Source organism: Mesorhizobium sp. M0518, assembly GCF_040321125.1.
Taxonomy (GTDB): domain Bacteria; phylum Pseudomonadota; class Alphaproteobacteria; order Rhizobiales; family Rhizobiaceae; genus Mesorhizobium.
The window spans coordinates 312,523-335,122 of sequence record NZ_JAMYQY010000004.1 but is presented as its reverse complement, the minus strand read 5'-3'; the positions used below and the strand labels follow the sequence as shown (position 1 = coordinate 335,122).

At 62.3% G+C, this 22,600-nt stretch carries 18 protein-coding genes; 7 read left to right on the top strand and 11 right to left on the bottom strand.

Annotated features, from left to right (window positions below; all coding sequences use genetic code 11):
* Nucleotides 1–68: 68 nt before the first annotated feature.
* Nucleotides 69–1,103 carry an extracellular solute-binding protein gene (locus tag NKI66_RS08360; RefSeq protein WP_023812115.1) on the bottom strand — a complete coding sequence of 345 codons (1,035 nt, stop codon included), beginning with the start codon at nucleotides 1,101–1,103 and terminating at the stop codon, nucleotides 69–71.
* 954 nt (nucleotides 1,104–2,057) lie between these two features.
* On the opposite strand from NKI66_RS08360, the gene NKI66_RS08355 reads away from it, so the two are divergent.
* Nucleotides 2,058–2,831, top strand: coding sequence for an NAD kinase (locus NKI66_RS08355; RefSeq protein ID WP_023812117.1), 774 nt, complete (start codon nucleotides 2,058–2,060; stop codon nucleotides 2,829–2,831).
* 202 nt (nucleotides 2,832–3,033) lie between these two features.
* The gene (locus NKI66_RS08350) at nucleotides 3,034–4,623 is read left to right on the top strand and encodes a DEAD/DEAH box helicase (RefSeq protein WP_031213506.1); all 1,590 of its coding nucleotides are present in this window, start codon (nucleotides 3,034–3,036) and stop codon (nucleotides 4,621–4,623) included.
* A 73-nt stretch (nucleotides 4,624–4,696) separates the two neighbouring features.
* Here the strand turns inward: NKI66_RS08350 and NKI66_RS08345 are convergent, their stop codons facing one another.
* The 8 genes from NKI66_RS08345 to NKI66_RS08310 form a co-directional block, all read right to left on the bottom strand.
* Nucleotides 4,697–5,302 carry a hypothetical protein gene (locus tag NKI66_RS08345; RefSeq protein ID WP_023812119.1) on the bottom strand — a complete coding sequence of 202 codons (606 nt, stop codon included), beginning with the start codon at nucleotides 5,300–5,302 and terminating at the stop codon, nucleotides 4,697–4,699.
* Between the two features lie 226 nt (nucleotides 5,303–5,528).
* On the bottom strand, nucleotides 5,529–6,179 hold the full coding sequence (locus NKI66_RS08340) for a YiaD family glycine zipper/OmpA-like lipoprotein (RefSeq protein ID WP_023812120.1): 651 nt from the start codon (nucleotides 6,177–6,179) through the stop codon (nucleotides 5,529–5,531).
* A 175-nt stretch (nucleotides 6,180–6,354) separates the two neighbouring features.
* On the bottom strand, nucleotides 6,355–6,723 hold the full coding sequence (locus NKI66_RS08335) for a GFA family protein (protein WP_023812121.1): 369 nt from the start codon (nucleotides 6,721–6,723) through the stop codon (nucleotides 6,355–6,357).
* Between the two features lie 158 nt (nucleotides 6,724–6,881).
* On the bottom strand, nucleotides 6,882–7,259 hold the full coding sequence (locus NKI66_RS08330) for a hypothetical protein (RefSeq protein ID WP_023812122.1): 378 nt from the start codon (nucleotides 7,257–7,259) through the stop codon (nucleotides 6,882–6,884).
* A gap of 286 nt (nucleotides 7,260–7,545) precedes the next feature.
* Nucleotides 7,546–7,965 carry a GFA family protein gene (locus NKI66_RS08325; RefSeq protein WP_023812123.1) on the bottom strand — a complete coding sequence of 140 codons (420 nt, stop codon included), beginning with the start codon at nucleotides 7,963–7,965 and terminating at the stop codon, nucleotides 7,546–7,548.
* Nucleotides 7,966–8,035: 70 nt separating this feature from the next.
* A protein-coding gene (gene prfB / locus NKI66_RS08320; protein WP_127291384.1) for a peptide chain release factor 2 occupies nucleotides 8,036–9,167 on the bottom strand; the annotation gives its coding sequence in 2 pieces (ribosomal slippage) (nucleotides 8,036–9,100 and nucleotides 9,102–9,167; 1,131 coding nt in all).
* Nucleotides 9,168–9,285: 118 nt separating this feature from the next.
* On the bottom strand, nucleotides 9,286–11,742 hold the full coding sequence (locus NKI66_RS08315) for a penicillin-binding protein 1A (RefSeq protein WP_352679400.1): 2,457 nt from the start codon (nucleotides 11,740–11,742) through the stop codon (nucleotides 9,286–9,288).
* A 213-nt stretch (nucleotides 11,743–11,955) separates the two neighbouring features.
* Complete coding sequence (locus NKI66_RS08310) at nucleotides 11,956–13,218, bottom strand: N-acetylmuramoyl-L-alanine amidase (RefSeq protein ID WP_023812126.1); 1,263 nt, start codon at nucleotides 13,216–13,218, stop codon at nucleotides 11,956–11,958.
* Nucleotides 13,219–13,871: 653 nt separating this feature from the next.
* On the opposite strand from NKI66_RS08310, the gene NKI66_RS08305 reads away from it, so the two are divergent.
* Nucleotides 13,872–16,811, top strand: a complete 2,940-nt coding sequence (locus NKI66_RS08305; protein ID WP_352751390.1) for an Rne/Rng family ribonuclease — start codon at nucleotides 13,872–13,874, stop codon at nucleotides 16,809–16,811.
* A gap of 171 nt (nucleotides 16,812–16,982) precedes the next feature.
* Here the strand turns inward: NKI66_RS08305 and NKI66_RS08300 are convergent, their stop codons facing one another.
* Both NKI66_RS08300 and NKI66_RS08295 read right to left on the bottom strand, forming a co-directional pair.
* Nucleotides 16,983–17,966 carry a glutaminase gene (locus tag NKI66_RS08300; protein ID WP_050592706.1) on the bottom strand — a complete coding sequence of 328 codons (984 nt, stop codon included), beginning with the start codon at nucleotides 17,964–17,966 and terminating at the stop codon, nucleotides 16,983–16,985.
* Nucleotides 17,967–17,970: 4 nt separating this feature from the next.
* Nucleotides 17,971–19,119, bottom strand: a complete 1,149-nt coding sequence (locus NKI66_RS08295; protein ID WP_023812129.1) for a pyridoxal phosphate-dependent aminotransferase — start codon at nucleotides 19,117–19,119, stop codon at nucleotides 17,971–17,973.
* A gap of 145 nt (nucleotides 19,120–19,264) precedes the next feature.
* Between NKI66_RS08295 and NKI66_RS08290 the strand changes: the two genes are divergently transcribed.
* The 4 genes from NKI66_RS08290 (at nucleotide 19,265) to accB (ending at nucleotide 22,592) form a co-directional block, all read left to right on the top strand.
* A complete protein-coding gene (locus tag NKI66_RS08290) occupies nucleotides 19,265–20,659 on the top strand; it encodes a M48 family metalloprotease (RefSeq protein ID WP_023812130.1) in 1,395 nt (464 codons plus the stop codon).
* Between the two features lie 61 nt (nucleotides 20,660–20,720).
* The gene (locus tag NKI66_RS08285) at nucleotides 20,721–21,524 is read left to right on the top strand and encodes a DsbA family protein (protein WP_023812131.1); all 804 of its coding nucleotides are present in this window, start codon (nucleotides 20,721–20,723) and stop codon (nucleotides 21,522–21,524) included.
* A gap of 148 nt (nucleotides 21,525–21,672) precedes the next feature.
* Nucleotides 21,673–22,107 carry a type II 3-dehydroquinate dehydratase gene (gene aroQ, locus NKI66_RS08280; RefSeq protein WP_013531359.1) on the top strand — a complete coding sequence of 145 codons (435 nt, stop codon included), beginning with the start codon at nucleotides 21,673–21,675 and terminating at the stop codon, nucleotides 22,105–22,107.
* A 26-nt stretch (nucleotides 22,108–22,133) separates the two neighbouring features.
* Complete coding sequence (accB, locus tag NKI66_RS08275) at nucleotides 22,134–22,592, top strand: acetyl-CoA carboxylase biotin carboxyl carrier protein (RefSeq protein ID WP_023812132.1); 459 nt, start codon at nucleotides 22,134–22,136, stop codon at nucleotides 22,590–22,592.
* The last annotated feature ends 8 nt before the right edge of the window (nucleotides 22,593–22,600 follow it).

The window sequence follows — 22,600 nt, the reverse complement described above, 5'->3', positions numbered from 1 at the left end:
GATCTGCGCATCGCGTTTGGCATGGACGGGAGATGACCGCGCCGCATGCAGCGGCGCGGGAAGTCATTTCATTTCTGCAGGTCGGTCCAGATCTTCGTGTAGAGCGCCTGCACATCCGGCGGGCAGGCCTGCATGAACTGACCCTTGGCGGCGAACTCGGCGGGAATGTTGACTTCCGGCGCGGTCTTCATGTCGTCGGGCATGAAGGCTTCCGAGCCCTTGATGCCGTTCGAATAACGCGCAAAGGCTGAGATCAGCGCCGCATTCTGCGGATCCATGATGAAGTTCTGGAACAGCTTGGCGTTGTCGACATTCTTGGCGTCCTTGAGGACAGCGACATTGTCCATCCAGATCGGATAGCCTTCCTTGGGATAGCCATAGACGATCTTGTCGTTCTCAAGCCGCTCGCGCAGCGATATGCCGTTCCAGTTGACGCCCGCGGCGATGTCGCCCCTGCCCAGACCATCGACAGCCGCATAGTCGAGCGAAAGCCATTTCGCCTTCGCCTCCACCAGCTTGTCATGCACCTTTTTCAGCATCTGCATGTCGCTGCTGCAATATTTGCCACCCTCGTAAGCAATGGCGAGGAACATGATGTCACCCATTTCGGGTACGACATTGATCTTGCCGACGAGTTCGGGGGGTGGGTCGAGGAAGATCGCCGATGTGTTCGGGTCGCCGGCATAAACCGACTTGTTCACCGAAATGCCGGTCGTGCCCCACTGCCATGGAACGGTATATTTACGGCCTGGATCGAATGGAACATCGACCCATCTGGGATCGACGTTTTTGAAGTTTTCCATCTTGTTGGGATCGGTCTCCAAGAGCAGACCTTCGCTGATCCAGACCGGCACGACGCTCGCCGAGGGCACGACGATGTCATAGCCGGAGGCGCCCTGCCGGACCTTGGCCAAGGCGGTGTCGTTGGAATCATAGTCGGTGACGGTGACCTTGACCTTGTAGGTCTCTTCGAACTTCTTGATCAGGTCGGGGCTGGTGTAGTTGCCCCAATTGTAGATGTTGAGCTCGCCTTCGGCACGGGCCACGCCCGTGACAGTCAGCAACGACAGGCCGATGGCCGTCGCGGTCAGTTTCCAGTTCATGCTGCATGCTCCCATTGTTGGGACCGGCGGCACTACGGCCCCAAGTCCGTTTCCTGCTGACGAAAAGATGGCCGCGACAATGCCGATGGACGGCACGAGAAAGGCCGTCGACATCGCATTTGCGGCGCGCCGGCAACGGCAAGCCGCATGGCAGTCAAGATATTCCCCCCTTTATTGTGGCCATTCACCGGCTGGAACCCGGCTGTCCAACTCAATTCTCGACCTCAGGAATAACTATGACTAAACATACAGTCAATATCTTATCGTGGATACGGCCATGGCTCGCCCATTGATGCGCCCGATGCGGTGGTGACTCAGTGAGCAGCCAGGAAAGAGGTTTAGCCGCGATGCCGGACGCGTCAGGCCGTTGAGGCCGAAATGCTCGCGGCCGCAATTCGCGGTGGCCGACCGGCCACTGCTTTTAAGGAGAGAAACTGCCGCGCGATGTCGCGCACCGAAGCGGCCGCCAATGCCGCCGGTCCTCCGAAAGGATGATCAGGTTACAGCGCTACAGCGCCCTTTGCGGACATGGCGCTCCGGCTGCGTCACCACAGCGCGACGCCGTGGGCTGCGGCCGGAAGCTCGTTTCTTCGGACTGGCGCACCAGTTCGGCAAAGAGCAGCGCGAAGCTTCCCAGCATCAGAAAGACGATGATCAGGCGTGTTACCGGCAATATGTCGGCCTCGACTGGCTAGCCCCCACGCCACCCCTCCACTGCCGGCTAACATGACCGATCCGGCTTTACGAGACTTTAAGGCCGGTCTTAACCATCACATTCGCGTAGCCTTTGACATGATACGCGAACGGCAAGCCCGCATCCGCCGTCCTGCGGCCGCCTTGCCATCCGGCATGGGTCGCATCGGGATGACAGCTCCCTTTGCAGACGTACCCCGCCCATGCTACCCCGGCGCTGGCGCGGCCCTGCCGCTGCCAATCGGTCGTCATCGGGGAGCCATGAGCAAAGCCGCCAGCCGCATCGCCTTCGTCTCGTCCGACACCGCTGACGCCAAGACGGCGCTGGAAAGCCTGTCGGCGCGCTATGGCCAGTCTTCCGTCGAGGAGGCCGGGATCGTCGTTGCCCTTGGGGGTGACGGCTTCCTGCTGCAGACCCTGCGCGACACGATGGGGACCGGCAAGAAGGTCTACGGCATGAACCGCGGCACCATCGGCTTCCTGATGAACGAGTATCGTTCCGGTGGCCTGACGGAGCGTCTCGAAGCCGCCGTCGCCGAGACGATCCGCCCGCTGGAGATGCTGGCCGTGACCTCGGAAGGCGAAACGATTTCGGCACTGGCGATCAACGAGGTGGCGCTGTGGCGTCAATCGTACCAGACGGCCAAGATCCGCATCACCGTCGACGAACAGGTACGGCTTGAGGAACTGAACTGCGACGGCGTCATGATCGCAACCCCGGCCGGGTCCACCGCCTACAATCTTTCGGCGCACGGACCGATCCTGCCGCTCGATGCGCCGCTGCTGGCGCTGACCCCGGTCAGCCCGTTTCGCCCGCGCCGCTGGCGCGGCGCGCTGCTCTCCAACAAGGCGACCGTACGCTTCGACATCCGCGAGCCGGAAAAGCGGCCGGTGAACGCCGCCGCCGACCATACCGAGGTCAAGGCGGTGACCTCGGTAACGGTGCGAGAATCACCCACGGCGACAGCAACGTTGTTGTTCGATCCCAATCATTCCTGGAACGAGCGTATTCTCGCCGAACAGTTCCGCTATTGAGCCGGCGCTGCGGCCGACAGGTCGATTAAGCATCCCGATTAAGGTTACAACTTCACAATCGTGCCATTGCTGCCCGTTTCTGTTGACAAATCGAGGGCTTGCTCCTAATTGCAATACCAATCTTGCAGGCGCGTGGCGCTTGCCGCGACAGACGCCATTAGACGCCGTTGCGCTTCCCCGAACCAGCCAAAGACAACAACACTTGTCCTCAGACACCACGACCGCTCAAGAAGCGTTGACCTTCGCAGACCTCGGCCTGTCGCCGAAGGTCCTTTCCGCAGTCACCGACGCCGGCTATACCCAGCCGACGCCGATCCAGGCTGGTGCGATCCCACACGCCTTGCTCGGCAAGGATATTCTGGGCATCGCCCAGACCGGCACTGGCAAGACGGCTTCCTTCGTGCTGCCGATGCTGACCCGCCTCGAAAACGGCCGAGCCCGCGCCCGTATGCCGCGCACGCTGATCCTGGAGCCGACGCGCGAACTCGCCGCGCAGGTCGAAGAGAATTTCATCCGATACGGCAAGAACCACAAGCTCAACATCGCGCTCTTGATCGGCGGTGTCTCATTCGACGAACAGAACAAGAAGCTGGAGCGCGGCGTCGACGTGCTGATCGCGACGCCCGGCCGCCTGCTCGACCACCGCGAGCGCGGCAAGCTGTTGCTCAACGGTGTCGAGATCCTCGTCATCGACGAAGCAGACCGCATGCTCGACATGGGCTTCATCCCCGATATCGAGCGCATCTGCGAGATGATCCCGTTCACCAGGCAGACGCTGTTCTTCTCGGCGACGATGCCGCCGGAAATCACCAAGCTGACCGAGAAATTCCTGCACGCGCCGGTGCGCGTCGAGGTCTCGAAGGCAGCATCCGCGGCGACCAACATTATCCAGCGGCTGGTCAAATCAGGCTCCAAGCCATGGGACAAGCGCGAGACGCTGCGCAATCTGATCAAGGCCGAAGACGCGGAGCTGAAGAACGCCATCATCTTCTGCAACCGCAAGGTTGAAGTGGCGGAGCTGTTCCGCTCGCTGCTGAAATATGATTTCGACGCCGGTGCGCTGCATGGTGACATGGACCAGCGCGCGCGCATGCAGATGCTGGCCAATTTCCGCGACGGCAAGCTGCGCTACCTCGTCGCTTCCGACGTCGCCGCGCGCGGCTTGGACATCCCCGATGTCAGCCACGTCTTCAACTATGACGTGCCGATCCACGCCGAGGACTATGTCCACCGTATCGGCCGTACCGGCCGCGCCGGACGCTCCGGAAAATCCTTCACCATCGCGGCCAAATCGGACACCAAATACATCGATGCCATCGAACGTCTGATCGGCAACAAGATCGAGTGGCATGACGGCGACTTGTCGACGGTTGTTGCCAGCGAAGGCGGCGAGGATGATGCTCCGCGCCGTGGCAAGGGCGCACCGCGCCGCGCCGGCCGCAAGGACGACGATCGCGGCAGGGAAAAGGGCGGCGAGCGCAAACCGCGCGAACGCCACGCCAAGCGCAGCGAAGACACGGCACCGGAAACAGTCCGCGAGGATCAGCCGGTGGCCGAGGCCGCAGCCGCCGACGTCGGCGAACGGCGCTCGCGCAAGGAAGCGATCCGTTCGGAAAACACCGAGCGCAAATCATCCGATCGCAATGAACAGCGCGCACCGGAACGCGGCGACACGAGGCCGCAGCGCGACAACAGCCGCCCTGCCCGCCAACGACACCAGGAAGACAACGATTCCACCGTCGGCTTCGGCGATGACATGCCGGCCTTCATGCGGATCGTCGCCAAGGTCTGATTCCCGACCGCTTCAAAGGCAAGCCAGCCATCCGGCTTGTCTTCTCGGCAAAGGTTCCTGCCTGACTCGCCCGTTACATCGGCCCAGGCATCATCTTGGTCGGTTTTTCCAGCATCGGAAACTCGGCCTTGTTGCATTTCACGTTCGGATTCGTCGGACTGAACATGCCGTTCGGATTGTCCCCGAGCCAGGCATGCAGGTCGTAGTGGACGAACTCCTTCGGGATGAGAGGGTAGTGCCCCTCCATAGGCCCCATGAAGGTCTGGCCAAACAGCTTCGGGGGTTCCTTGATGTCCGGCGTCAGAGGCACCAGCCATTCCACGCCGACCAACTTCAGGCCTTTCTTGGTCGGCTCGTAGATCAGCACGTTTGGCCTCATCGGATCGAGCTTCTGGCCGACACTCGGGACATTGACGAAGTGGATACCCATGGCGCCCTTCGGGTAGTCCATCGCACCCGCTATCTTTTCTCCGCTGTAGTAGACGCAGCCGACCGTCGACAGATAGAGGTCGCGGACGGCGACGGTGTAATCGTCATATTTGGCGAGCGACTTTTTCAAGGCTTCGATGTCGGCCTTGTTGGCGTCCTCGGCCCGAGCCGAAGCAACGTTCAGCCACGCGCCCACCAAACCTGTCAAAACGAGGACGCCGCAGCGCCCAAGGCTGGCTGTTCTTGTCATGCATTCCTCCCAGATTTCTGATCTGGCCGTGCAAGACCGAGGCGGAAAAATGCTGATTGCGCGGCCAGTGACACCGCCTCATCCCCTCAGGAACAGCGATGATGCTATTCCTTTCCATAGCTCCGGGAAAGCTATATTTTAGCAATAGCTAATTCAACAACGCCAATATCCGCGCAAACAAAAACGGCCCCCATGGGAGCCGTTTCGCATTGGTTTGCCGTGCAAATCAGGTGAGCGGCGACAGCTGGATCTCGACGCGGCGGTTCTGGGCGCGGCCTTCGGACGTGGCATTGGATGCGACCGGGCGCGTCTTGCCGAAGCCGGTGACTGCGAAGCGGCGCTGATCCACGCCCTGACCGGACAGATAGTTCGCGACCGCCAGAGCACGACGCTGCGACAGATCGAAATTGTGCTGGTCGCCACCGGTCGAATCGGTGTGGCCGAACACGTCGACCGTGGTCTGCTTGAACTTCTTCAGCACCAGCGCGACAGAGTTCAGGACCTGGTAGAAGCCGGGCTTCACCGCATCCTGATCCGAGTTGAAGGTGATGTCGGACGGCATGTTGAGAATGATCTGGTCGCCGCTGCGGGTGACGCTGACACCGGTGCCCTCGAGCTGCCGGCGCAGTTCGGCCTCGTTCTGGTCCATGGTGGCGCCGATGGCGCCGCCAGCCAGCGCGCCGATGCCGGCGCCGATCAGTGCGTTGCGGCGGTCATTGCCGCCGGCAAGCAGGCCAAGGCTGGCGCCCGCTAGGGCGCCAAGGCCGGCGCCGGCCGCCGTGTTGGAAATCTTCTGGTCGCCCGTATACGGATCGGTGGTGGTGCAGGCGCTCACGAGCACAGCCGTCGCCACGACGACGAGCACAGTCTTTTTCATAGGATGGTCCCTCTCCAAGTCACGCCTTGCGGTGGCGCCAAATCAGCCCTTCCCGCGACTTGTACCACGAATTGCGGCGAAAAGCGGAATGGCGAAAGCGCCGCTCACGGCTTTTCCCGAGAGATAATACCCGGCGGTGGCGCCGCATCGCCGTGCCGGAATGGTCTGGATCAGGCTACCAGAGGTTCTTGCCGTCTATGACAACCACTTCGACCTTGTCGAGATCGAAATCGTCGAACAGCCGCGCGTTGACGCTGATCTTGGGATTGTCGAAATCCGGCTCGCCGGTCGACCAGTCCGGCGTTTCGGTAAAGGTGCCGCAGCCGCAGGTGGCGCAAAAACCGTGCTTTACGGTTTTCGATCCCCAGCGGTAGAAAGAGACGTTCTCCATCGGGCTGGTGAGCTTGAATTGCGAAGGCACGTAGTAGGCCCAGAGCGAGCCGCGCTTCGAGCAGAAAGAACAAGTGCATTGCGTCACCGTCTGCGGTGCCTGCGAAACCTCGAATGTCGTCGCCTTGCAATGACAGCTTGCCTTGATGGTCATCAACGAACTCCTCCTGTCGCCCGCCACCCTGTGCGGCAAAGGCACCATAAAGAGGTGCTCCTGACAACTGTCTGTCAGCAGGCATCACCCGAACCGCGCAAACCCGGCCTGCGGCCCCGGTCACACGCGACCGCGGACGTCCGACCGCCGTCCTGTCGTCAATAGGAGCGCGGCGGCACGAACAGGCAGATTGTCTTGCCGGCGTCGAGGCCCGCTTGGTGCGCGCACCAATGGAACTCGCCGTCCGGGCTGTCCTTGACACGCTTGTCGGTCATTGGAACGATCTCACCCGTTCCGGCGATGACATAGCCCTCGGGTTTCTCCAGCACTTCGCCTGTATGGGTCGTGCGACAATCATAGTTGGCGCAGCATGCGAACGGATAACTCCAGCCCTGTGGCTTTGCCGCCGTGGGGGTGGCGTCATGCGCGAAGGCAGGTGCCGTCAGCATTGCCATCGCGCCGATCGCGAACAGGGAAAACAAAAGTCGGCCAGCCGGTTGAACGGCATTGGCCGATCTGAGTGTGGCAGCAGACATGACGCGTTCCTTTCAAACGAGCTCAAGCGTTTCGCTTGCCCGTTCCCGGAACGTATCTTCCCAGTGGCCGGATCGTCGGGTCGCAGATATGCCGCGTCCGGCCATAAATGCTTTTGCACTCCCAGCCCTTGGATGCTGGGCTGATTCCTTGGTCGGCGCAAGACGATGCATTCCCGACATCGTTCTATAGACGTCAGGTATCCGCTACCGCCGACGAGATGAGGCCAAGGTCAATTCCCGGCAAACGGGCGTCGGATAAACGGAATAGGCCCGCTGTGGTTCCAGCCTACTGCTGGTCAGAGCCGGCAATCACGTGCTCTTGATACTGCGGCAGGTCATCGGTGATGGTGAACCAGCCCGCCTTCGAACCGACGAAGATGTGCGCGGTCGGGCGGATGGATGGGTCGTCGACGAGGGTTCCCATGGCGACATGGACATAGGCCCCCTCGCGCACGAGCGAATAAAGCAAGGAGCCGCACCGGCCACAATGCGCGTTATGGCCGCTTTCGTCGCCGAAGATCAGGAGCTTGTCCTCGCCTTCGGTGAGGACAAGCTTTTCACGCTCGATACCGGCGAAAGGCTTGAAGGCCGAACCGGTGGTGCGCCGGCAGTCCGAACAATGACAATTCGCGGCATAGATGAATTCGTCAGTGACCTCGTAGTGAACCGCACCGCAGAAGCACTTTCCGGTGAGCTTGCTCGGCACCCTCTCCTCCGTCGCTGTGGTGCGCAGGGGTATGTCAGATTGAGGTCAGCTAACCTCACCTGAACATATCCTAATCCAGGTCTGCTACGGCTTCGCCCGCGCCGCCCTCGATGCGCTGCGACAACGAGGCTTCCATGAAATCGTCGAGGTCGCCATCGAGCACGCTCGACGGGCTGGTGCTCTCGACGCCGGTGCGGAGATCCTTCACCAACTGGTAGGGCTGCAGCACATAGGAGCGGATCTGGTGACCCCAGCCTATATCGCTTTTCGACGCTTCGGTGGCGTTTGCAACCGCCTCGCGCTTTTTCAGCTCTTCTTCGTAAAGGCGCGAGCGCAGCATCTCCCAGGCCTTGGCCTTGTTCTTGTGCTGCGAACGTTCAGCCTGGCATGCGACCGCGATGCCGGTGGCCAGATGCGTGATGCGCACCGCCGAATCGGTGGTGTTGACGTGCTGGCCGCCCGAGCCTGACGAGCGATAAGTGTCGATGCGGACATCGGATTCGGAGACGTCGATCTCGATCGTGTCGTCGATGACCGGATAGACCCAGACGCTGGCGAAGGACGTATGCCGGCGCGCATTGCTGTCATAGGGCGAGATACGCACCAGGCGATGAACGCCCGATTCCGTCTTCATCCAGCCATAGGCATTGTGGCCTTTGATCATCAACGTTGCGGACTTGATGCCGGCCTCTTCGCCGTCATGCATTTCCAGCACTTCGACCTTGAAGCGACGGCGCTCGGCCCAGCGCGTGTACATGCGCAGCAGCATCGAGGCCCAGTCCTGGCTTTCGGTACCGCCGGCGCCGGCATGGATTTCGAGATAGGTGTCGTTGGAGTCTGCTTCACCCGACAGCAACGTCTCGACCTGGCGGGCCTTCGCTTCGCCTTGCATCGAGCGGATCGCGGCTTCCGCCTCGGCGATCACGCCCTCGTCGCCCTCTTCCTCGCCGAGCTCGATCAGGCCGATATTGTCTTCCAGCGCCTGCGTCAGACCTTTCACTGAGGCGATGCCCTCTTCGAGGCCCTGGCGCTCGCGCATCAGCTTCTGCGCTTCCAGCGGCTCGTTCCAGAGGCTGGCGTCCTCGGCGCGCACATTGAGGTATTCAAGCCGCTTTATGGCCTGATCCCAGTCAAAGATGCCTCCTCAGCAGGGTTATCGCCTGCCTGATCTCGTCGACAATATTCTGCGTTTCCGCGCGCATGGCTGGCTGTTCTGTCCTGTTTGCTGAAGTCGGTTGGCGCGATACATAGGCAGGCCGCCGCCGGCTGTAAAGCAAAATGGGCTGGCGCCAAGGCCAGCCCATCCGCTCCTGAAAATCATCAGTAGAGGCCGCCGCCGCCGGACTGGATGGCTTGATTGGCCTGCGGCGACAGCGCGCCACCGGTGGCATTGGAGCCGTCGGCGCCCATGCCGATCACCCAATAGCTGTCGGCGGGACCGGTGCCCGGCTTGAAGGCTTCGATGATGGTTCCGGGATCGCCCGATGCGGCACGCATGCCGGTCTTGCGGTTGATGGCAACCAGGTTCATGCCTTCGGGCACCTTGAAGTCGACATTGGGCGTGCCATCCAGCGCCACCCGCATGAAGTCCTTGAAGATTGGTGCTGCGAGACCACCGCCGGTGGCGCCATGGCCGAGGCCGCGCGGCGTGTCGTAGCCCATGTAGAGGCCGACGACGAGGTTGGGCGTGTAGCCGATGAACCAGGCGTCCTTTTCGTCGTTGGTCGTTCCGGTTTTGCCGGCGATGTGGCGGCCGAGTTCATTGATGGTGGCGCCGGTGCCGCGCTGCACGACGCCTTCCATCATCGAGGTGATCTGGTAGGCGGTCATCGGATCGAGCACCTGCTCGGAATTGTCGACGAGTTCCGGCTCCGGCTGGTTCTGCCATTCGGGCGCATTGCAGCCTTGGCAGCCACGCTCGTCCTGCTTGAACACCGTCTTGCCGTAGCGGTCCTGGATGCGGTCGATGAGCGATGGTTTGATCGACTTGCCGCCATTGGCCATGATCGAATAGGCCGACACCATGCGCATCACGGTGGTTTCGCCGGAACCCAGCGCCATCGGCAGATAGGGTGCCAGATGGTCGTAGACACCGAAGCGCTCGGCATATTCGACGACCAGCTTCATGCCCATGTCATTGGCAAGCCGCACCGTCATCAGGTTGCGCGACTTCTCGATGCCGGAGCGCAGGGTCGCCGGACCGGCGACGGTGCCATCGTAATTCTTCGGCGTCCAGCTCGTGTTACCGCTCTGGATCGTGATCGGCCCGTCCATGATCACCGACGCCGGCGTATAGCCATTGTCGAGTGCGGCCGAATAGACGATCGGCTTGAACGAGGAGCCCGGCTGGCGCATGGCTTGCGTGGCGCGGTTGAATTCGGACTGCGCGTAGGAGAAGCCGCCGACCATGGCCAGCACGCGGCCGGTGTGCGGGTCCATGGCGATGAGGCCGCCTTCCACTTCGGGCACCTGGCGCAGGCTGTAGGCGCCATCGGCACCATCGTTTTTCTGCACGAAGATGACGTCGCCCGGCTTCAGCACCTCCGCCGGCGACTTGGCCTTGACGGTCTTGCCGGCAACCACATGGCGCATGGCGAAACCCATGTCCTCCTTGCTGATGGTGCCTTCGACGCGCTCCTTGACGATCTCGCCCGACGCCTGCCGTGCCGGCTGCAGGCCGATCGACAGCCCGGTCGCAGAACTGTCGAGCACGACGGCGAGCGACCATTCGGGGACATCCTCCAGCCCCTTGACGGCGCCAAGCGGCACGCCCCAGTCGCCAGACACGTCGATCGATGTCACCGGCCCGCGATAGCCGCGCAGCGTGTCGTATTTCATCAACCCGTTCTGCATCGATTTGCGGGCAATGAGCTGGATCTTCGGATCGAGCGTGGTGCGGACGGAGAGACCGCCTTCGTAGAGCGCGTTCTCGCCGTAGCGGGCGATGATCTGGCGGCGCACCTCTTCGGTGAAGTACTCGCCGGCGAACAGATAGGTGCCGCTGCGCCGCGGCGTCACGCCCAGCGGCTCGGCCTTGGCCTTGTTGCCCTCCTCACGCGTGACGTAGCCGTTCTCGACCATCTGGTCGATGACCCAGTTGCGGCGCTCGATCGCGCGATCGGCATGCTTGAAAGGGTGGTAGTTGTTCGGCCCCTTGGGCAGCGAGGCCAGGTAGGCGGCCTCGGCCACGGACAGTTCGTTGACCGACTTGTCGAAATAGGTCAGCGCCGCACCGGCGACGCCATAGGCTCCGAAGCCGAAGAAGATTTCGTTGAGGTAGAGCTCGAGGATGCGATCCTTGGGATAGGCCTGCTCGATGCGGAAGGCGAGGATCATCTCCTTGATCTTGCGCTCGTAGGTCTGGTCCGAGGACAACAGGAAGTTCTTCGCCACCTGCTGGGTGATCGTCGAGGCACCGACCTGACGCCGGCCCGAGCCGAGATTCTGCAGGTTGACGATGATGGCGCGGCCGAGGCCGGTCACATCGATGCCCGGGTGGTTGTAGAAATTCTTGTCTTCGGCCGACAGGAAGGCCGCCTTGACGCGGTCCGGTATGGCCTGGATCGGCAAATACAGGCGCCGTTCGCGCGCGTATTCGGCCATCAGCGCGCCGTCAGACGCGTGGATGCGGGTGGTCACCGGCGGCTCGTATTTGGCCAGCACCTCGTAGTCGGGCAGATCCTTCGACAAATGGCCGATATAGATGGCAACGCCCGCCGCGACCAGAAGGGCCAGCGTCGTGCCGATGCCGAAAAAATAGCCAATGAGACGAATCATACCCGCTCCAGTCCTTGGTTCGGGAATTTCCTAAACGAAGCCGCCTTTCGCGCAAGCTTTCGAGCCGGTCCCAATCCGTAATCGAAAACCCTTGTCGCCGCCATGTGGACAAAATACGGCAATGCCTGATTTCGCGGTCGCGAGCCGGAAATAAAAGCATTGGGTGTTGTCGTCGCGCAACGCCGCCTCTGGTTGCAGGCGCCGCCGGTCATGTCAACCTCCGGTTCCCGGTCCGGCCTTGGCCGACGCGAACAGCGCGACGGCGTTGGTTATGCTCTGGGCCGCCTTGCCGCGCCAGTCGGCGTTGAGCAACTGCGCCTCGTCCTTGGCGTTCGAGAGATAACCGAGTTCGACCAGCACTGACGGCACGTCGGGTGCCTTGAGCACCTTGAAGCCCGCCGAACGCTGGGGATTGTTGATCAGGCCGACGCTGGTCGACAACTGGCCGACCAGCGTGTGGGCGAAACTCATCGAGAAATTGTGCGTTTCGCGGCGGATCAGGTCGATCAGGATGTCGGTGACTTCCTTGTTGTCGTTCTTGATTTCCATGCCGGCGAACTGGTCGGAGAGGTTTTCTCGGTCGGCAAGCGCCTGCGCCTCGGGATCCGAAGCCTTGTCGGAGACGGTGTAGACGGTGGCGCCGCGAATGCCTTTGACGCTGATCGTGTCGGCATGGATCGAAATAAGCAGGTCGGCCTCATGCTGACGGGCAATGCGCACGCGATCGTCCAGACGCAGGAATTCGTCTGTGTCGCGCGTCATGAACACATCATAATTGCCGATGGCTGCGAGTTTGTCCCGCAGCTCCGTGGCGAAGGCCAGCGTGACATTCTTCTCGATGGTGCCGTTCAGGCCCTCGGCACCGCCGTCGATGCCACCATGGCCGGGATCGATGACGACGGTGAACCGATGGCCTGGATTGGAGACCGGCCCGGTGCCGACCCGCCCTCCCTTGTCGGTCGAAACGGTCGATCCGGTGGTCAGCGCCTGATTGGCCAGCGCCACATCGAACTCGCGCTCGGATGCCGCCGACATGTCGATGGCAATGCGGTAGCCGGTACCGTCCTCGTTCTTGAGCACATCGAGCTTGTCGACCGCAAAGGGACCCTTGCCGGTGAGGACCAGCCGCGAAACGCCCTCGCCGAGGGCGCCCAGGCGCACGCTCTTGACCAGGCCCCGCGCCTTCAAATCCTTGGCATCAACGGCGAATCTCGTATTCGCGAGATCGATGACAAGACGGTTGGGACCGCGCAGCAGGAACCATTTGATACCGGGTTCGCGATCGAAGTCCATGACGATGCGCATCTTGGTGGCATCGCCGGCCATCTTGTAACCTTTTGCCACGAGCGGAGCGTCGGCGGCATTGGCATTTGAGGACAGGGCAGATGAGACCGCCAGCAGCAGCAAGAGGCAGAAAGCGGCCAGGATCCGGCCGCCGACACGACATCCCTTGTCTGTGAAGTCCGCCAATCCCATCTCTCTTCCAGTCGCTCCCGGTTTGGCGCCCGGCGCCCGGTCATTTCGTCCATATGCCGGTTAGGCCGCGAACTCGATTAACGATTGGTATCCAGAGAAGGTTAACCAAGCCTTTTCATGCAAGGCCGCAAGCCTGGCTTACGCTACGGAACGGCTTTTTGCCGGCATCGGAAATCGGGGTTGCCTTCCATCCCGCCAAATCATAAAAGCGATAGTGGATCACTGCAATCCTGGAACCGCCCTCCTCCGCAGCTTCTTGCTACAGGGTCAGATGTAAAGGCGGCTCCTTTCGCTTCAGGCGAAAAGGGTTCAGGTGATCGCGACGAATTTCGCAGGCGTGCTCCCGTGGCGGGGGAATCGCCTGCGTGAGGAAAACGGCCGGGTTTGTTCCCGCGCCGGCTCTGTATGAGCAAACAAGCTGGTCCGGTTCATCCGGGCTTTGGTTCAAAAGGTTCTGTTGGTGACGATGGCTTCAAGCGCAATCATGGAAAGGTCCGCATCAAACCGCGCCATTATGGCTGCGGGCGGCACCGCCATGGCGCTCAAGCGGCGGCCGGCGGACGTTCAAATATCCGGCACCCACATTCCAGACACGCAGCAGCAGGCTTTGCCTCGCAAGCTGCGGCTGACGGCTGCCGGGGGGAAACGAAATAATGCCCAACAAAATGCTGATAGACGCCTCCCACCCGGAGGAAACACGCGTTGTCGTCGTACGCGGTAACCGTATTGAAGAATTCGACTTTGAATCCCAGGACAAGAAGCAGCTCAAAGGAAACATATACCTAGCCCGCGTAACGCGCGTAGAGCCCTCCCTTCAGGCAGCCTTTGTCGAATATGGCGGCAACCGCCACGGTTTTCTCGCCTTCAGTGAAATTCACCCCGATTACTACCAGATTCCGGTCGCCGATCGTCAGGCACTGCTACGCGCGGAAGCGCAGGAGGCCGAGGACGAGGAGAACGAGGACGGCGACGGCGATGACCGTCAGAGCCGCGATCGCGGACGGCGCGGCCGCCGGCGCGGCGGAAAGCCCCGTGACCGGGGTGAGCACAAGCGCGATGCAGCCGATTCCGGCGAGGCAAACGACGCTGCCGACGAGGCAGAAGAAGGGGCCGACGCTGGTTTCGAAGAGATCTCGCACACGTCCGAGATCATCGAACATGCGGCCGATACGTCCGAACATGCCGATGCGTCCGAACATGGCGAGGATTCCGCCGAGCAGGACGAAGGCGAAACCCGCGAAGGCGGCCCGACGTCGATCGCCGCCTCGGTCGAGGCCGATGTGGTTTCCGAAGCCGTTCCGCAGGCCGAACAAGGCAGCGAAGCGACCTCCGGCGACAATGATCGCGGCATGCTGGAAGAAGTGCAGTCCTCGCATCCGGACGATCACGAGGTCGAATCGGTCGGCGCCGAGGACGCGCTGGAGGAAGTGCGCAACCGCCGCAAGCCGGTGCGCCGCCAGTACAAGATCCAGGAAGTGATCAAGCGCCGGCAGATCCTCTTGGTGCAGGTCGTCAAGGAAGAGCGCGGCAACAAGGGTGCGGCACTGACCACCTACCTGTCGCTTGCCGGCCGCTATTCGGTGCTGATGCCGAACACGGCGCGTGGCGGCGGCATTTCGCGCAAGATCACCAGCGCGGTCGACCGCAAGCGCCTGAAGGAGGTCGTTGCCGATCTCGAAGTGCCGCAGGGCATGGGCGTGATCCTGCGCACCGCCGGCGAGAGCCGCACCAAGGCCGAGATCAAGCGCGATTACGAATATCTGATGCGGCTTTGGGAAAATGTCCGCAATCTCACCTTGCAGTCCACGGCCCCTGCCCTGGTCTACGAGGAAGGCAGCCTGATCAAGCGCTCGGTGCGCGACCTCTACAACAAGGATATCGACGAGATTCTTGTCTCCGGCGAGGAAGGCTACCGCGAGGCCAAGGACTTCATGCGCATGCTGATGCCGAGCCACGCCAAGGTGGTTCAGCCGTTCCGCGACACGACGCCGATCTTTGTGCGCAACGGCATCGAGGCACAGCTAGACCGCATGCTGCAGCCGCAGGTGACGCTGAAGAGCGGCGGCTACATCATCATCAACCAGACCGAGGCGCTGGTTGCCATCGATGTCAATTCGGGCCGCTCCACCAAGGAGCACTCGATCGAGGACACCGCGCTCCACACCAATCTGGAAGCGGCCGAGGAAGTCGCGCGTCAACTCAGGCTGCGCGATCTCGCCGGCCTAATCGTCATCGACTTCATCGACATGGAGGAGAACCGCAACAACCGCTCCGTCGAGAAGCGGTTGAAGGATCACCTCAAGAACGATCGTGCGCGCATCCAGGTCGGCCGCATCTCGCATTTCGGCCTGATGGAGATGTCCCGCCAGCGCATCCGCGCCAGCGTGCTGGAATCGACCATGAAGCCTTGCCCGCATTGCGGCGGCACCGGCCATGTGCGCTCCGATTCGTCGGTCGCGCTGATGGTGGTGCGGGCGATCGAGGAATTCCTGCTCAAGGATTCGCGCAGCCACATCACGGTACGGACGCCGGCGGCGACCGCACTCTACGTGCTCAACCATAAGCGCGGCACGCTGGTCGAACTCGAAAGCCGCTTCGGGCTGACGATCACCGTCGAGGCCGACGATTCGGTCGGTTCGCAGCACTATGCGATCTTCCGCGGCGCGCTGGCTGAAAAGCCGGAAGGCTTTGTCGAGGCGCGCAGCTTCCCGGCCTATGTCGAGCCGGAAGAGCCCGAGGACGAGATTGTCGTCGCCGAGGAGGAGGATGACGAGGCGCCGGTCCAGGCCGAACAGCCACGCCAGCAGCCGCAGCAACAACCCCGACCTGCTGCCGCCGGTGGCGAGGAAGGCGAAGGCCGCGACCGCAAGCGCCGCAAGCGCCGGCGTCGGCGCGGCGGCAAGGATCGCGATCGCGAACATGGCGCCCCGGCGGACGGTGCTTCCGTCTCGGCTCCGGCCGGCGAGTTTTCGGACCCAGACTCGGCCGCCAGCGACGGCGACACGGAAACGGACGACAACGCCCCTGTTGGTGTTGCCGAAACGTCCGAGACAGTTGAGGCTTCGGACGAAGGCCAAGGCAAAAAGCGCCGGCGCGGCAAGCGCGGCGGCAAGCGCAACCGCCGCGAAGACGGTGAAGGCGAGGCCGAGGCAAGTGCTGGCGAAGCAGCCGACGCGTCCAAAGGCGAAGTCTCGGCAACCGAGGTGATCGCCAGCGAGCCGGTCGTTGCTGCACCAGCCGAAGAGCCGGTGGCGCTTGCTCCGGCCAATGACGACGCGCCGAGCACGGAGAAGCCGAAGAAGCCACGTCGTGCCGCCAAGCCGAAGAAGGCCGCGGCCGAAATCGTCGCCGAAGAGCCGGCTGCCGAGGCGGAAGCACCGGTCGAGACGCCGGCCACGGCGTCCGACGAAGCAGCGGCTGTGGAGAAGGCACCGAAGGCCCGCCCGTCGCGGCGCAAGCCGGCGGCGGTGAATGCGCCGGTCGAGCCCGTGGTGTCTTCGACCGTAGCGGAAGAACCCGCGGCCAAGGCTGAGGACAAGACCGAGGACAAGCCGAAACGCGGCGGATGGTGGCAGCGGAAGGGCTTTTTCTAAGCCTTTCAATCGCATGAGCTAGTTCTTTGACAAAAAAATCCCGCGCCGTCTCGAAGACGGTGCGGGATTTTCTTATCTGGCGTTATGCTGGATCGCGAAAGGCTAAAACGCTTCTTTGATTCCAAGCATGTCGTTGTCCCAAAACCGCTGCGCACTTTTGGGCGACATGCATCACGGCGCGAAGATCGACCAGTTCATCATCCTGGCCAGCTTTTCCAGCGCGATCGACCCCAGCTTGGAGTTGCCGTTGGCATTGAGGCCCGGCGACCAGACGGCAAGCGACGCCACGCCCGGCACGATGCCCAATATGCCGCCGCCGACGCCGCTCTTGCCGGGAATGCCGACGCGGAAGGCGAAATCGCCGGAACCGTCATAGTGACCGCAGGTCAGCATCATCGCGCCGATGCGGCGCGCCCGTTCGGCCGACACCACGGAATGCCCGGTCGCCGGGTTCTTGCCGCCATTGGCGAGAAAACGGCCGGCGAGCGCCAATTGCCGGCAGCTCATGGCGATGGCGCAGTGGTGGAAGTAGACGCCCAGCGCCAGCTCCGGCGCGTGGTGGAGATTGCCGAAGGATTTCATGTAGTTGGCAAGCGCGAAGTTGCGATAGCCGGTGGCCCGTTCGGACGCCGCGACCTCGCGGTCGATGATAACAGTCTCGTCGTCGGCCAGGAACTGGATGAAGCGCAGGATCTCGCCGATCGCCTCGCGCGGCTGGTGGCCGGCAAGCAGGATGTCGGAAATGACGATGGCGCCGGCATTGATGAACGGATTGCGCGGAATGCCGTTCTCATGCTCGAGCTGCACGATCGAGTTGAACGGATTGCCTGACGGTTCGCGGCCGACCCGCTGCCACAGCGCGTCGCCGACATTGCCGAGCGCCAGTGTCAGGGTGAACACTTTCGAGATGCTCTGGATGGAAAAGGCCTGGTCGGCGTCCCCTGCCGTCAGCACGCGGCCGTCATTGGTGACCGCTGCGATGCCGAATTTCTTCGGATCGACCTTGCCCAACTGCGGAATGTAGGAAGCGACATCACCGCGATCGATGCGATCGGCCATTTCGGCGGCGACTTCGGCCAATGCCTGATCAAGTTTGGGGGCCTGATCAAGTTTGGAGGCCTGATCAAGTCTGAGGGGCTGTTCGAGTTCCGGCATGGTGCTACCTCAACCAGCGTTCGATGCGCGCCATTGCCTCGACCATGTCGTCGTGGCTGCCGGCATAGGAAAACCGCATCGTCCGGTGCCCAGCCTGAGTGTCGAAGTCGCGGCCGGGCGTTGCCGCCACATGCGCCTCAGCCAGCATCTTGCGTGCGAAGGCCATGCTGTCATTGGTATGCCTGGTGACGTCACAGAAGGCATAGAAGGCGCCGTCCATGGGCGCTGCCAGCGGAAAGCCGAGTTCCGGCAGGCGTTTCATCAAAAGCTCGCGATTCCAGGCGTAGCGGCCTTTTACCGCCTCCAGCTCCTCGGTCGCCCTGAACGCTTCGATCGCGGCGATCTGCGACAGTTCCGGCGGCGAGATGTAGAGGCTCTGGGCGACGCGCTCGACCGGCCGCACCAGCTCTTGCGGCAGCACCATCCAGCCGATGCGCCAGCCCGTCATGCAGTAATATTTGGAGAAGGAGTTGATCACCGTCACGTCGCCGCCATAGGCCAGCGCCGTGGTGTCGGGGGCGGCATAGGCCAGCCGGTGATAGATTTCGTCGGAGATGACGGCGATGCCGAGCTCTTGTGCCGTCCTCACCAGAACCGCCAGTTCATCGGCCGGTATGACCGCGCCGGTTGGATTGGCGGGGCTGGCGAAGAGAACGCCTTTCAGCGGCTTTTCACGATGCGCGGTCTCGAGATGGCCGGCATGCAGATAGGCGGCGTCGCCGAGCTCGATCTCGACCACCTCGATGCCGAGTGCGGCCATGATGTTGCGATAGGCGGGATAGCCGGGTGCCGCGATGGCGACCCGGTCACCCCCATCGAACATCGCCAGGAAGGCGAGGTTGAAGGCGGCCGACGATCCAGTGGTCACCGCGATCCGGCCGGGCTCGATATCAAGCCCGTAGTGATCGGCATAGTGTCCGGCGATCGCCTTGCGCAAACCTGCCAGTCCCAGCGCATCGGTGTAGCCGATGCGTCCATCCTGCAGCGCCTTGGCGGCTGCGGCGCGAACCAGAACCGGTGCGGGATCGGAGGGCTGGCCGACGGCCATCGAAACAACCGGCACGCCCTGGGACTTCAGCCGGTTTGCCTCTGCCAGAATGTCCATCGCATGGAAGGGCTCGACATTGCCACGGCGTGAGAGCGAAACGACCATTTAACCAGTATTCCCGATGACTGACGGCGCCACGCACTGGCGCATGTGCCGCACAAATGCCCGATTGATGTGAGGATCACAAGTTGAGGAAGTTTCCGGCGCCGACTTTTCATCTTTCGCCCGCTCGTCTACCAGTGGAGCCATCATGTTGAGCCGACCCAGATCGACGATTGCCCAGGCAGCGCGCGTCTTCGCGACGCTTTCGCTTGGCGTTGCCGTTGCAATGGCGAGCTCGGTCAGTGCCTTCGCCCAGAACGTGCCGGTGGTGCGCGACGCCGAGATCGAGGCGCTGGTGCGCGATTACGCGCGGCCGATCTTCAGGGCGGCCGGCCTGGCGAATGACGGCATCGACATCGTTCTGGTCAACGACCAGAGTTTCAACGCCTTCGTCACCGGGCGCCGGCTGTTCATCAACACCGGCGCGCTGATGACGGCTGAAACGCCCAACGAGATCATCGGCGTCATCGCGCACGAAGCCGGCCATATCGCCGGCGGCCACCAGCAGAAGCTGCGCGACCAACTCGAACGAGCCAAGACGATGGCCGTCATCGCGACATTGCTTGGCGCCGGCGCCATTGTCGCCGGTGCCACAACCAGCAGCCGCGGTCTCGCCGGCGCTGGCATGGGCGTGGCCGCTGGCGGCGGCGAGATGGCACAGCGCAGCATCCTCGCCTACCAGCGCACCGAGGAGATGACGGCCGACCGCTCGGCGATCACCTATCTCAATGCCACCGGCCAGTCCGGCATGGGCATGCTGAAGACATTCCGCCGCTTCCAGACCGCACTGTCGCTTTCGGGCGCCCAGGTCGATCCGTATCGGATCAGCCATCCGATGCCGCAGGACCGCATCGCCAATCTCGAAGTGCTGGTGAAACAGGACCCCAATGTCGACAGGCCGGACCCGCCCGCGCTGCAGCAGCGCCATGACATGATGCGGGTGAAGATCGCCGTCTACATGGAAGGCCAGGCGGCCGCGTCCCGGCTGATGCGAAAGATGCAAGGAACCCTCGCCGCGCAGTACGGCGACGCCCAGTCGACCTACCTGTTCGGCAACATCGCCGCCGCTCTCGCCAAGACCAATGCACTGATCAAAGCGCAGCCGAAAAATGCCTACTTCCAGGAACTGCGCGGCGACATCCTGATGAAAGCAAACAAACCCAAGGAAGCTGCGGACGCTTACGCCAAGGCGGTCAGCCTCGATTCGGCTCGGTCCGGTCTGCTGCCGGTGTCCGTGGGTCAGGCGCTGATGGCCGTCGGCACGCCCGACTCCCTCAAAAAAGCCGTCGTGCAGATCAACAATGGCCTCGGTCGCGACAAGGAAAATTCAGCCGGATATCGCTATCTGGCACAGGCCTATGGCGAGTTGGGCGACATATCCGGCGCTGAACTTGCCACCGCCGAAAGCCATTTTTATTCCGGCAGCTACAAGGATGCGAAGATTTTCGCCATGCGGGCGCAACAGCAGATGAAACGCGGCGAGCCGCGCTGGCTTCGCGCCCAGGATATCATAAACTACAGGCCGTCAACCAAGATCAAGTGAACCTTCCGGTCGCGCGCCACGACATAGCCAGACCGGAAAACAGGTAGAAGGAACAGGAACGATGAAAAAGGCACTGCTGCTGGGCACCACGGGGGTTGCGGTCGCCCTGGCCATGCTGGCTTTCGGATTCGTTGCCGGAAACCCGCAGATCGCCAAGGCCGGTACCGGGCAGCCGGTCGAGACGGCGGCGGCCAATACCAAGATCGACCGCACCGAGGTCGAAGGCATCATCCGCGACTATTTGTTGAAAAACCCGGAAGTCCTCCTGGAGGTCCAGGATGCGCTTGAGGCCAAGCAGAAGGAAGAGCAGCGCATCGCTCATCTCGGCGTGATCAAGGATGCCAAGGACCAGATCTTCAACTCCGCCTTCGACGGCGTCGTCGGCAATCCCAACGGCAAGGTCACCATCGTCGAGTTCTACGACTACAATTGCGGCTTCTGCAAACGCGCCATCGACGACATGCAGGCGCTGACCAAGACCGATCCGGACCTGCGTTTCGTGCTCAAGGAATTCCCCATCCTCGGACCGGATTCGCAGAAGGCGAGCGTGGTCTCGATGGCCTTCCACCTGATGCACCCGGAAAAGTACGGCGAGTTCCACAATGCGTTGCTCGGTGGCCAGGGGCGCGCCACCGAGGCGGCGGCCATGAAGGTCGCGCTATCGCTCGGTGCCGACGAAGCGGCGCTGCGCGAGAAGATGAAGGACCCGACAATCAACGAGGCCCTCGCCAAGACCTACGATCTTGCCAACAAGCTGGCGATCACCGGAACGCCGTCCTATGTCGTCGGCAACGAGGTGGTGTTCGGGGCGCTCGGGCAGGAAGTGCTGGCTGAAAAGATCGAGGCGGCGAAAGCCGCGCTCTGATCTTGCTCGCCAGCTATTTCTCACGGGCACATTTCCGCCTGTTGTGGACAGTGAAAGAACGCACTTGCGCTCTTTCCGCGGGCGGTTATGCCCATTATAGAGGGCCCAGCGCGCCGGCTTGATGACGGCGCCGGGAAAGGTCGGCTTTTTGAAAACGGTTTTCGTCCTGAACGGTCCCAATCTCAACGCGCTCGGCAAGCGCGAGCCGGGCATCTATGGCGGCAAGACGCTTGCCGCGATCGCCGACGACTGCAAGCAGGCAGGCACGGCGCTGGGGTTCGAGATCGATTTCCGCCAGTCGAACCATGAGGGCGACCTTGTCGACTGGATTCAGGAAGCCGGCGACAAGGCTGTCGGCATCGTCATCAATCCGGGCGCCTACAGCCACACCTCGATTGCCATCCACGACGCCATCCGCGCCGTCGCACCGTTGCCGGTGGCCGAAGTTCATCTTTCCAACATCCATGCGCGGGAACCATTCCGCCACGTCTCCATGGTCGCGCCGGTCGCCGTCGGCATGATCTGTGGCTTTGGGCCGCTCGGCTATACGCTGGCGCTACAGGCGCTGGCCGCACGCCTATGACCGGCCAACAAACAGAAGGCTCGAAAATGTCGATAAAGAAGACCGGTGTTGACCAGCAACTGATTCGCGATCTGGCGGGCATACTGAACGACACCAACCTCACCGAGATCGAGGTTGAACTGGGCGACCTGAAGGTGCGCGTCTCGCGGCAGGCGCCGGCTGTTCATGCAATCGCAGCGCCGCAGCAGGCCTATGCGCCGGCAGCAGCGCAAGCTGCCTCCGTAGCTCTGCCCGTTGTGGCAGATATTTCCAAGAACGCAGTCACCTCGCCGATGGTCGGCACGGCCTACCTGGCGCCGTCGCCGGACGCCAAGGCATTCATCGAAGTCGGCCAGAAGGTCAAGGAAGGCCAGACGCTGCTGATCATCGAAGCAATGAAGACGATGAACCAGATCCCCTCGCCACGCGCCGGCACGGTGACCGCGATCCTTTTCGAGGATTCGCAGCCGGTCGAATATGGCATGCCGCTCGTCGTGATCGAGTAGAGCGGGCC

Coding starts and splice junctions, on each gene's coding strand:
- NKI66_RS08305 (WP_352751390.1), top strand. CDS start 13,872: ATGCCCAACAAAATGCTGATAGACGCCTCCCACCCGGAGGAAACACGC.
- NKI66_RS08340 (WP_023812120.1), bottom strand. CDS start 6,179: ATGAAAAAGACTGTGCTCGTCGTCGTGGCGACGGCTGTGCTCGTGAGC.
- NKI66_RS08285 (WP_023812131.1), top strand. CDS start 20,721: ATGAAAAAGGCACTGCTGCTGGGCACCACGGGGGTTGCGGTCGCCCTG.
- NKI66_RS08360 (WP_023812115.1), bottom strand. CDS start 1,103: ATGAACTGGAAACTGACCGCGACGGCCATCGGCCTGTCGTTGCTGACT.
- NKI66_RS08310 (WP_023812126.1), bottom strand. CDS start 13,218: ATGGGATTGGCGGACTTCACAGACAAGGGATGTCGTGTCGGCGGCCGG.
- NKI66_RS08315 (WP_352679400.1), bottom strand. CDS start 11,742: ATGATTCGTCTCATTGGCTATTTTTTCGGCATCGGCACGACGCTGGCC.
- NKI66_RS08300 (WP_050592706.1), bottom strand. CDS start 17,966: ATGCCGGAACTCGAACAGCCCCTCAGACTTGATCAGGCCTCCAAACTT.
- NKI66_RS08345 (WP_023812119.1), bottom strand. CDS start 5,302: ATGACAAGAACAGCCAGCCTTGGGCGCTGCGGCGTCCTCGTTTTGACA.
- NKI66_RS08290 (WP_023812130.1), top strand. CDS start 19,265: ATGTTGAGCCGACCCAGATCGACGATTGCCCAGGCAGCGCGCGTCTTC.
- NKI66_RS08330 (WP_023812122.1), bottom strand. CDS start 7,259: ATGTCTGCTGCCACACTCAGATCGGCCAATGCCGTTCAACCGGCTGGC.
- accB (WP_023812132.1), top strand. CDS start 22,134: ATGTCGATAAAGAAGACCGGTGTTGACCAGCAACTGATTCGCGATCTG.
- NKI66_RS08335 (WP_023812121.1), bottom strand. CDS start 6,723: ATGACCATCAAGGCAAGCTGTCATTGCAAGGCGACGACATTCGAGGTT.
- NKI66_RS08295 (WP_023812129.1), bottom strand. CDS start 19,119: ATGGTCGTTTCGCTCTCACGCCGTGGCAATGTCGAGCCCTTCCATGCG.
- NKI66_RS08355 (WP_023812117.1), top strand. CDS start 2,058: ATGAGCAAAGCCGCCAGCCGCATCGCCTTCGTCTCGTCCGACACCGCT.